The sequence below is a fragment of the Emticicia sp. genome (assembly GCF_049241225.1).
In the GTDB taxonomy this organism is placed as follows: Bacteria; Bacteroidota; Bacteroidia; order Cytophagales; family Spirosomataceae; genus Emticicia.
In genome coordinates, this window is the sequence record NZ_JBMLRC010000202.1 from 1 (window position 1) to 10,526 (window position 10,526).

Below are 10,526 nucleotides of genomic sequence, written 5' to 3' on the forward strand. Positions count from 1 at the left end.
CAAACCCAACAAAAAATGAGCTTGCTGTCATTATGAGTATGCTATCGTTTTTAACAATAACCATCCATTTTACCAGAAATTTTCCCTAATTTTGAACTTATTATTTCAAAAAACACCTAATACTATCAAAGGCTTTATGTTTAAAATTAATTTATTTCTTGTAATTATAACCGCAATAATGATGGCAGCATGTCAAAAAGATGGCTTTTCGGGTACGGAAGATGAGCAAATCGAAAGTTATATCAAAAGCAAAAATTTGGTAATCACCGAGAAAACCGCTTCGGGTTTACGTTTTATTCTGACTTCGCCAAATGCCGCTGGTGCAAAACTCGCTACTGGACAAACGGTTTCGGTAAAATACGCAGGTCGCTTATTGAACGACAAACAATTTGATGCAGGTACTTTCAGTTTCAGATTGGGCGTTGGACAAGTAGTTGGTGGCTTCGATGAAGGTATCGCCAAATTAAAAGTAGGCGAAAAAGGTACAATTATTTTCCCTTCATCGTTGGGCTATGGCTCGGCTGGTGCTGGTAGAGATATTCCAGGAAACTCTCCTTTGGTTTTCGACATCGAAATCCTTTCGGCGAGATAATCTTTCAAGTGTAATTTCATTGAAGAGGTAGGTCTGTGCAAGTTTTGCATAGACCTATTTTTATGAAAATCATGCAGGATTTAGGATATTTGTAAATCATTGAACCAAAGAAAATATAAACAGTAATCATGGTGAAGAAAATCAAGCTTTTTTTGATGCGTAGCAACATCATCGACCTTGCTACGGGGGTAGTTATCGGTACGGCTTTTCAGAAAATTATTTCGGCAATGATTGATAAAATCTTCATGCCATTTGTGGGAGTTTTGGTTGGTGGTGTCAATCTGAAAGATAGGTATGCCGAGGTCTTGACCGTGAAAATTGGTTGGGGAGAAGCCCTTCAAGCAACTTTTGATTTTGTGGTAGTTGGTACAATTCTATACTTTTTTCTGAAAGCCCTTGGTCAAAACACCGAAGCAAAACCACAAGTAGATGATTTATTAATCGAAATTCGAGATGAACTAAGAAAACTCAATGCCAAGAAGTAGCACAACCGCGTCGGCGACGGTCGGCCGCTGCCGTCCGATTTCTAAATTGTTCTTGTGCAGGACAGCTTTGTAAGCTGTTAGTTGGTTAAGAATGTGCTGTATAAGAGACAAGTTGGAAATCGGTTCTCCGATGCGGTTGTCCTACAATTTACTTCTCAAATAACCTCGCTAAACGCCCAGCTACAAAGCTAAAAACCAACGAGATTCCGCAGCCAGCAAATGTGCCAAACATAGCCATATCTGCACTTACAGGCGTGAAAAGTTTTAAGAAATAGACACTTAATAGGATTGCTACTTGCATGAGTGCCAATATCCAGCCACGGTGCGGCTCTAAATAGCCAATCAGAAAACTTGAAATTGCCAAGGCCGACATCATCAAGTATGCTCCCGAACCAATGCTGTGGTAAATAATATAAACTACCAAAGCCGTTACGGCCAACGAAATGGCAATATGACGTAGAAATTTAGTGTCCATTTACTGAAAATTTAGACCGTAAAGGTACGAAACTATAAAAATAAAACCCCTCTAATAATCAAAATATTAGAGGGGTTAAAACTCTCCCCATCGGGGAGTTGGAGGGGCTTTTTAATTCTTCCCGCTGCCCGAAACCCCACCAGCGGCAGGAGTACCCGTAGCAGGTTTTTTATCAAAATCACCCGCTTTTACGATTGAAATCTTCTTAGGGTCGATAAATTTCTTGATAGCTCCGTTTACTTGTTCAGGTGTAAGAGCCTCGACTTTTTTCTCAAAGTCAGCATCGAATGTGAGCGTACGGTCGTAGTACAAGTAGTTGTTCAAGCGACTCGAAAGTTCGTTATCTTGCGAGCGAGAAACACTACGGCTTTGCAACCAACCCGACTTGGCAGCTTTCAATTCGTCGGCCGTGAAACCTTCGTTTACTACTTTTTCGATTTCTTCGTAGAAAGCTTTTTCAAGTTTTTCAGCATTTTCTGGGGCATAGATGGCATAAGTCATAAAACTACCCGATTTGTCGAACGGACTTCCCGAAAGATTTGAACCAACACCGTAGCTAATACCTTCTTTCTGGCGAATCCTAACTGCCAAACGTGAACTCAAAAACCCACCACCGAGCATATAATTTCCCAACAATAATGCAGGATAATCGGCATCGGTTTCTTGTAACGGAAGGTTTTGACCTGCTAAGAAAAGAGCATTGGCTTTATCAGGAGTTTTGATGGCACTATTCGATGGCGATATCTCTTGGAAAACCGCTTGAATGCGTTTGAATGGTGCTGGTGATTTCCAAGTTCCGAAGTTGGTGCTGATGCTTTTACGCACAGCCGCTTCATCAAAATCTCCAACAACCGACATCGTAGCGGCCGAAGCACCGTAGAAATCAGTGTAGAATTTCTTAACGTCATCGAGTTTTACGTTTTTGTTGCTTTCGATGCTTTCTTCAATCGTAGGTACATAACGTACGTCAGATTTCGGATAAGGATTCATCATGCGTTGGAACGCCGTAAATGCCAAAGCCTGTGGGTCGCTTTTCTGAGATTCAACTTGAGCCAAAATTTCTTGTTTCATGGTTTCAAATTCTTTCTCATCAAAAACAGGATTTTTCAAAATGTCATTAACAATCGCCAAAACTTTCGGTAAATTATCTTTGGTTGACTCAATGCTTATACCAACATTGTTGCCACCACCGCCGATGTTTACTTGTGATTTGAGCTTATCGAGCGTGTCTTTCAATTGTTGGCGGCTCAATGTTTTGGTGCCTTTGTTCAACATCGAGGCCGTGTATTGTGAAATCGTAGCTTTGTTTTGGAGGCTTTGCTCATCGCCCATGCGTAGCGTGATGTTTGCTCGTACTGAGTTTCCACGAGTCGATTTTGGCAACAAAGCATATTCAAAACCATTTGGCTCTTGTCCACGCTTCGTGCGGCTTTCGATATTGGCTGGCGATGGGTCGAAGGCTTCGCCTTGTGCCACCACTGCACGGCCTTTATAGTTTTTCACTAAAGCATCAACGTCTGGTGATTCTGGTACTTTCACACGGTCAGGATTTTCTTCTGGAATAAACACCCCAATCGTGCGGTTCGATGGTTTGAAATAATATTTTGCCACACGTTTTACATCATCAACCGTAATTTTTTCGAGGGCATCGCGGTAGATGAAAATCAAACGCCAGTCGCCCGCACCCATATACTCGCTCATTTGTAAGCCTACACGCTCACTGTTGCGAAGCGTGAGTTCAAGGCCTTTCAGAGCTTCGTTTTTCGCACGCTCAACGTCTTCTTTCGTAAATTCCATTGTTCCTATACCATCGAGCATCGTTAGCAAGGCTTTCTTGGTATCGTCCAAATTCTTTTCTTTCAAAACACTTAAACCAAAATAGAAGAAAGTAGGGTCTTTATTAGTGAATGAATAGGCATAAAGGCTCGAAGCGAGTTTGGTTTCTACTAATGCTTTGTAGAGTTTTCCACCAGGTTGGCTTGTTAAAATTCCCTGCAAAACATCTAAAGCTGGGTAATCTGGGTGGCTATTTGAACAAATATGATATGCAACGCCAATGGCTTGCACATCGCCCACACGACGAAGCGTCACCGAACGCTCGCCATCTTGCACTGGCTCAACTGTGTAAGTTGGTTGTAGCTTGCGAGTTGGGCGAGGAATTCCACCAAAATATTCCTCATTGATCATTTTAAGCACTTTGGCTTCATCAAACTTTCCTGCAACTAACAAAATAGCATTGTCAGGCTGATAATATTTTTTGTAGAAAGCCTGCAAATTATCAATCGGCACTCGTTCGATGTCTTCACGAGAGCCAATCGTTGAGTTTCCGTAGTTATGCCACAGATATGCTGTCGAAATTACTCTTTCACTTAACACACTTTCGGGGTCGTTTTCGCCCGATTCAAACTCATTTCTTACTACCGAAAACTCTTTTTCGAGGTCTTCTTTCTTAATAAATGAGTTTATCATACGGTCAGATTCGAGGTCTAATGCCCAACGGAGGTTTTCTTCGGTAGCGGCAAAAGTCTCGAAATAATTGGTACGGTCGAGCCATGTAGTACCGTTTGGTCTTGCACCGTGGTCAGTCAATTCTTGCGGAATATTCGGGTGTTTGGGTGTACCTTTAAACACCATGTGTTCGAGTAAGTGAGCCATACCAGTTTCGCCGTAACCTTCGTGGCGAGAACCAACCAAATACGTGATGTTTACGGTAGCCGTTTGCTTCGATGGGTCGGGGAAAAGTAAAACTCGAAGACCATTGCCCAGCAAATATTCGGTGATACCTTCAACCGAAGTAACTTTTACTGGAGCAGGAATTGGGGCTTTTTCTTCTACAAGAGCGGTTTTTTGTTTCTTTTTTCGCTTTTTCTTCTCTTTCTTTTGAGCGAAAGCATCGCCACCAATCAAGAAAATACCCACAAGCATCATCATGATGAACTGCTTGAGGTTCAGGTTTCGGTAATAGTTTAACATAATTTTTTGTTGGATTAATTGTGTAAATAATAGGCGAGGAGTAAAAAACTACTAACCTGCATTATATAACGAAGAAAATAGTTAGAATGGTCAATTACAAATAAAAAATGTTAAAAAGCGTTTAGTGTTGATGAAAGGGGTATTTAGATTTGACAACTTTCAAAAAGTTGTCAAATCTGAGTATTCTGTAATTATATTTGTCTATGCAAAAACTCCTCAAAACATATCTTCGTCGGCTTACCAATCTTACTTCACGGAATCGTTCGTTATTGTTGCTTAATTTACCCCAAGAACAATTTCTTGATTTACACCAACTTGATTTTCTGGATAATAAGCCTTCGTTTGAGTTAATCAACCAACTTATTGCTCAAAAATCGCAAATTTCGCTTTGTGATGTGATGGATAGTCGTTTAGAAAAAGTAAACGAAGCGAGTAAAATTCTTAGAAAAATAGCCCGAACCGAAGCATTTATTGAGCAGGAACGTGGGGCGGAAGATTTGTATGTGGGTTATCCGTTTGTTAAAGGAAAGCTATCGGATGGCACGGTGGTGCGTTGTCCGCTGTTATTTTTTCCAGTAACACTCAAAAATGATGGTAAGAAATGGCAACTCGAAAGACGTGAAGAAAGTATTAGCCTAAATCGTAGTTTTTTGCTGGCTTATTCACACTTTAATCAGATAAAAATCAACGATGATTTGCTCGAAACTTCATTTGATGATTTTAGTAAAGAAAGCCTTGTTTTCAGAACTCAATTGTATGAATTATTGAAAAATAGCCCCGTTGAAATTAATTTTAATCAAGATAATTTTACGGAACAACTCACTGATTTTCAGAAGTTTACAAAATCAGATTTAGAACAACTCGAACGTAACGGCGAACTCAAACTTTTTCCGCAAGCAGTTTTGGGTATTTTCCCGCAGGCAGGTTCTTATTTGGTGCCTGATTATGAGCAACTTATAGCCATCCCCGATGAGGGAGGAGCGAGAGGTTCTAACATTTCCCCTCCTTTTTTCAAGGAGGGGTGTCCTGACGAAGTCGGACGGGGTGGTTCTGGGTCTATAAATGTTTTAAAGCATGAACAGTTGGAACCAACCACCCCGTCAAAATTCGACGTTGTCAGAATTTTGCCTCCCCTCCTTCAAAAGGAGGGGAAACTAAAAGAGAATTTGCGTGAAGAAAATTCTTTCCTTCCTTTCTCCGTCGATGCTTCGCAAGAGCTTGCTATTCAGCAAGTTAAGGTAGGAGGTTCTTTGGTTGTACAAGGCCCGCCAGGAACTGGAAAATCTCAGTTGATTGCCAATTTGGTGGCAGATTTTACTTCAAGAGGCAAGAAAGTATTAGTCGTTTGTCAAAAACGTGTAGCACTCGATACTGTTTATCAGCGATTGGAAAAAGCCCAAATGACCGATTTTGTGGCGTTGATTCATGATTTCAAGAATGACAGAAAATCGCTTTTTGAAAAAATTACAAATCAGATTGAGCGAGTTGAAGAATATCAAAAGAAAAATAAAAGCCTTGATGCGATTTTTCTGGAGAGAAATTTTACACAAACCAGCCGCCGAATTGATAAACTTTCGGAAGAGTTACAAGCCTTCAAAAATGCCCTTTTTGATGAGTCAATTTGCGGAATGTCGGTCAAAGAATTGTATCTGACGAGCAGTACCGAAAAGCCATATATCGAACTTGGAGATAAGTATAAAGTTTTTACTTTCAATGATTTAGCTGATTTTGAGAGTCGATTAAAACGTTATTTTCAGTATGAACAAAAGCTACAATCGAGCGATGGATACGAGTTTTGGAAAAACCGAGTTTCGTTTGCTAATTTTACTTTTGCCGATGTCCCAAAAATCAAAAATGTCATTGCCGAAGTAGCCGATTTCCAGACAAAAAACTTCACTCGTTTTTCAATTACCGAACTAAATAATCTTGATGAAAGCATAGTACAACAATTCTCCGAATTATTTGTCAGCGAAGAAGTTACAGAGGTTTTTAAAGCAATAAAAAATGAAAAAAAGTATTTAGTAAACCGACAATTTGACCTAAAGAAAATCAGTGCCGAAATAAACCAACTGACCAACCAAAATTGGATAGAAACTACCTTGCCAAATGAGCTTCTTTTACACAGAAAAAGCCAAGTTGAGCAAGCTTGGACGGCCAGTAAATCGGGATTGAGTTGGTTTAGTTGGAAGTTATTTTCTAGAGATAAAAAAGAGGTTGAACAACTGCTTTTTCAGAATCGTTTGTCATTGCAAAGTGCTGATTTAGAGTTGCTTATTGAGAAAATAAATAATAGAATTACCTTCGAGAACTTGAAAGATAAACTGGCAAAAAAAGAGATTTATATTGATGCAAAAGAAGATGCCGAATCAATCTTACAAACTTTGAAAAATTATATTCTCGCCAATGATGCTTTTGCTCTTTATACGGCCAATAATTTTCTTCAAAACGACGACTTTTCTCTAAAATATTACGCAGATTTAAGACAAACCATCAAAGAAGTAAAACAAAAACTGCCTCAGTGGAAGGTGTTTTTGAGTGATTGGCAAATAACAGCCCCACCCCAGCCCTCCCCGATAGGGAGGGAAGAAAAGATTCCCCTCTCCATTGGGGCGGCAGCCGTTGCTGAGGGGTTAGGGGTGGGGCTACTCTTCGATTACCTCCAAGAAGCTGATAGTCTTAAAAATTCTTTCAGCCATACCGAACTGGAGATTATTGAAAAACTGACAGAAAACCCCGATAATGCGACCGAAGTTTTTCAGAATTCTTTGCGTTTGGCTTGGGTTCAGCACATTGAGACACTTTACCCGATTTTGCGAAGTGTGAGTTCACTCAAAATGCAGCAAATGGAAGATGAATTGCAAGAAAGTGTTTTGCAAAAACAAGCTTTGAGTCAAGAAATTGTGCTGCTTAAATTGCGTGAACAAACGTACAAAGATTTACTAATCAATCGCTTGCAAAACGTAGTTACTTACCGAGAGCTGCATCATCAAACTACTAAAAAACGAAAATTATGGTCGGTTAGAAAAGTTTTGGAGGCGTATTCTGATGAGCTTTTCAAACTCATTCCATGCTGGATGGCATCGCCCGAATCTGTTTCGGCGATGTTTGAAATGAAAGAAGGCTTATTTGATTTAGTGATTTTTGATGAGGCTTCTCAGTGCTTTGCTGAGTACGGTATTCCTGCCATTTATAGAGGAAAACAGATTGTGGTAGCGGGCGATTCGAAGCAGCTTCAACCCAATGATTTATACCAAATTCGCTACGAAGAAGATTTGACTGACGAAGAACCGATTCTGGAGATAGATTCGCTGCTCGATTTAGCTGCTCAGTACTTACCACAGGCTTCACTGATGGGGCATTATCGCAGTCAATCGCTTGATTTGATTGGTTTTTCTAATCAGTTTTTCTATAAAAATTCTTTGCGTTTATTGCCTCATTATGAGCAAATTAGCCGAAATCAGCCTGCCATAAATTATATAAAAGTTGAAGGCATTTGGGAGAAAAACACTAACGAACGAGAAGCTCAAAAAGTGGTAGAGTTGGTGGCCGAACTACAACGAACTTCCCCCGAAAAAAGCATTGGCGTGGTTACTTTCAATCATAAACAAGCAGAGTTGATAGAGTTACGATTGACGAATGACGAATTACGAATAAATGCTCAAATTTCTGTAAAAAACATCGAAAATATACAGGGAGATGAGTTTGATATTGTTATTTTTTCGGTGGGGTATGCTCCCGATGCCAATGGCCGATTATTAATGAATTTTGGTAGTTTGAATCAAACTGGTGGTGAAAATAGGCTTAATGTGGCGGCTACTCGTGCGAGAGAAAAAATCTATGTGGTAAGTAGTATTTTGCCGCATCAGCTCAATGTTGAAAACGCCCAAAACGAAGGCCCGAAATTGCTGAAAAAGTATTTGGAATATGCACTCGCAATATCGAATGGTGAGTTTCTGCACGAGCCCAATCTACCAGAAAGTTTCCGAACTGATTGGTTTTTGAAAGAACAATTGAAAACTCGTAATAGCCAGTATATCAGCGAATTACCTTTTGCAGATTTAACCGTAAGAGCCGAGAATGGAAAATATGATTCTTTAATTTTAACTGATGATGATTTATACTTCGAGGCTATTTCTCCAAAAGAATCACACGCTTATTTACCCATGAATCTCCGAGCAAAAGGCTGGAAATTTGAGCGTTTTTGGAGTCGGAATTTTTAGAAGGAAATAAAAGGAAGACTTCGCTTTAAGCGAAGCCTTCCTTATTAGTTAGGCCTTCACTTCTTTCTTTTCAGGAATCAAAATCGAAGCCAGAATACTGGTTGCCAGGATTCCCACAATCACTATTAATGAGTGCGTATTCGTGAAGCCAAGGCCTTCCATTTGGTGGTGAAGAAGCATTTTTGCACCGATAAATGTCAATAAAACGCCCAATCCCAGAGGTAAATATCGGAAAAGCCCCATGATGCTCGATAAGAAAAAGAACATCGAACGAAGTCCCATAATGGCAAAAACATTCGAGAAAAACACAATGTAAGGGTCTTTAGTAATCGAGAAAATCGCTGGAATAGAATCAACCGCAAAAACCACGTCCGTACCCGCAATCACGAGCATCACCAAGAAAAGCGGCGTGATATACCATTTCTTGAATTTTTTGTGGTAAATCAAGAAATTATCGGTTACGTTTCTTTTATAAACATTGAAAATCTTCGAGGCAACTTTCACCACTGGGTGGTTTGCTGGTTCGATTTTTTCTTCCTCCTCTTCTTTGCTAAAGAAAATTTTCAGACCCGTATAAACCAAAAATCCACCGAAAATATAAAGAATCCATTCAAATTCTTGAATCAAAGCCGCACCGATAAAAATAAAGATAAAACGCAATACGATTGAGCCAAGAATACCCCAAACCAATACTTTTTTATAGAATTTTTCGTGAACACCAAACGAACTGAAAATCAGGATAAACACAAAAATATTATCAACCGAAAGTGAGTACTCAGTCAAATAACCGGTTAGATAATCAATAGCCATGCTATTTTCAAAGGCCTGCAAAGCGGCATTGAAATCGGTCGGCAGTTTTAGCTTGTCGTAGTATTTCAGTCTGACAGATTCAAGATGCGAGGCATCGCTAATATCGTGAATTAGGTAGCCATATTGGCGTAAAAAGAAGAAAAAACCGATAGCCAAAGCCACCCAAACTGCACTCCAAAGCCCCGCTTCTTTGAAGCTTACCGTATGACTCTTCGATTTACTGAAAGCTCCTAAATCGAAGGCCATTACTAATCCCACAAAAATCGAGAAACAGATGAAAAATATTGTTTCGTTTGAAAAAGTCATAAAATCAAGTTTTTAATAAATATACAGTTTAATTTTGGCATTTTGTTTGATGGTTTGGTGATTGGTTATTTGTAAACTTGCTACTGGTTGAGTACTAATATTTTACAATATTTGAGATGATTTAAACAATCATCAACAACCAGTCTCCAGTAACCAATAACTAATAACTAACCCCAGCATTTGCAATTCAAGAGAAACATGCTGTATTTTGTAACAAAGTTTCAACAGAATTGATTTGCAAAATTGCACCGAAAACTCGAATAATTCATGTATAATGGTAAAAAAGTAGTCATCGTTATGCCAGCGTATCGTGCATCGCTAACGCTTGAACGTACTTACAAAGAAATCCCTTTTGATATTGTTGACGAAGTAATCTTGGTTGATGATTATAGTCCCGATAACACTGCCGAAGTAGCTAAAAATATTGGTATTCAGCACGTTATCCGCCACGATGTAAATAAAGGCTATGGTGGAAACCAAAAAACTTGCTATACAAAAGCCCTCGAAATTGGGGCAGATATTGTGGTGATGGTTCACCCCGATTATCAATATACCCCAAAGCTAATCAGAGCAATGGTGAGTATCATCGGTGAAGATTTATATCCAGTAGTTTTTGGTTCGAGAATCTTGGGTAAAGGTGCTTTAAAGGGCGGAATGCCACTTTA

The 10,526-nt window shown here is 39.5% G+C and carries 7 protein-coding genes; 4 read left to right on the top strand and 3 right to left on the bottom strand.

From position 1 onward, the window contains the following. Positions 1-178: 178 nt before the first annotated feature. Both ACOVO2_RS11160 and mscL read left to right on the top strand, forming a co-directional pair. The gene (locus tag ACOVO2_RS11160) at positions 179-592 is read left to right on the top strand and encodes an FKBP-type peptidyl-prolyl cis-trans isomerase (protein ID WP_421770047.1); all 414 of its coding nucleotides are present in this window, start codon (positions 179-181) and stop codon (positions 590-592) included. 128 nt (positions 593-720) lie between these two features. After that, the gene (gene mscL / locus ACOVO2_RS11165; RefSeq protein ID WP_188766605.1) at positions 721-1,077 is read left to right on the top strand and encodes a large conductance mechanosensitive channel protein MscL; all 357 of its coding nucleotides are present in this window, start codon (positions 721-723) and stop codon (positions 1,075-1,077) included. Positions 1,078-1,225: 148 nt separating this feature from the next. On the opposite strand, the gene ACOVO2_RS11170 is transcribed toward mscL, so the two are convergent. Together ACOVO2_RS11170 and ACOVO2_RS11175 are read right to left on the bottom strand one after the other, a co-directional pair. Beyond that, positions 1,226-1,552 (bottom strand): hypothetical protein, encoded by a 327-nt coding sequence (locus ACOVO2_RS11170; RefSeq protein ID WP_421770048.1) that lies wholly within the window; start codon positions 1,550-1,552, stop codon positions 1,226-1,228. A 111-nt stretch (positions 1,553-1,663) separates the two neighbouring features. Beyond that, positions 1,664-4,525, bottom strand: a complete 2,862-nt coding sequence (locus tag ACOVO2_RS11175) for a M16 family metallopeptidase (protein WP_421770049.1) — start codon at positions 4,523-4,525, stop codon at positions 1,664-1,666. A 203-nt stretch (positions 4,526-4,728) separates the two neighbouring features. Between ACOVO2_RS11175 and ACOVO2_RS11180 the strand changes: the two genes are divergently transcribed. Continuing rightward, positions 4,729-8,745: an AAA domain-containing protein gene (locus ACOVO2_RS11180; RefSeq protein WP_421770050.1), complete on the top strand. Its 4,017-nt coding sequence runs from the start codon at positions 4,729-4,731 to the stop codon at positions 8,743-8,745. Between the two features lie 48 nt (positions 8,746-8,793). Here ACOVO2_RS11180 and ACOVO2_RS11185 read toward each other — a convergent pair whose 3' ends face one another. Next, on the bottom strand, positions 8,794-9,861 hold the full coding sequence (locus ACOVO2_RS11185; RefSeq protein ID WP_421770051.1) for a TerC/Alx family metal homeostasis membrane protein: 1,068 nt from the start codon (positions 9,859-9,861) through the stop codon (positions 8,794-8,796). 267 nt (positions 9,862-10,128) lie between these two features. On the opposite strand from ACOVO2_RS11185, the gene ACOVO2_RS11190 reads away from it, so the two are divergent. After that, a partial coding sequence (locus ACOVO2_RS11190) for a glycosyltransferase family 2 protein (protein ID WP_421770052.1) occupies positions 10,129-10,526 on the top strand: 398 nt, incomplete at its 3' end.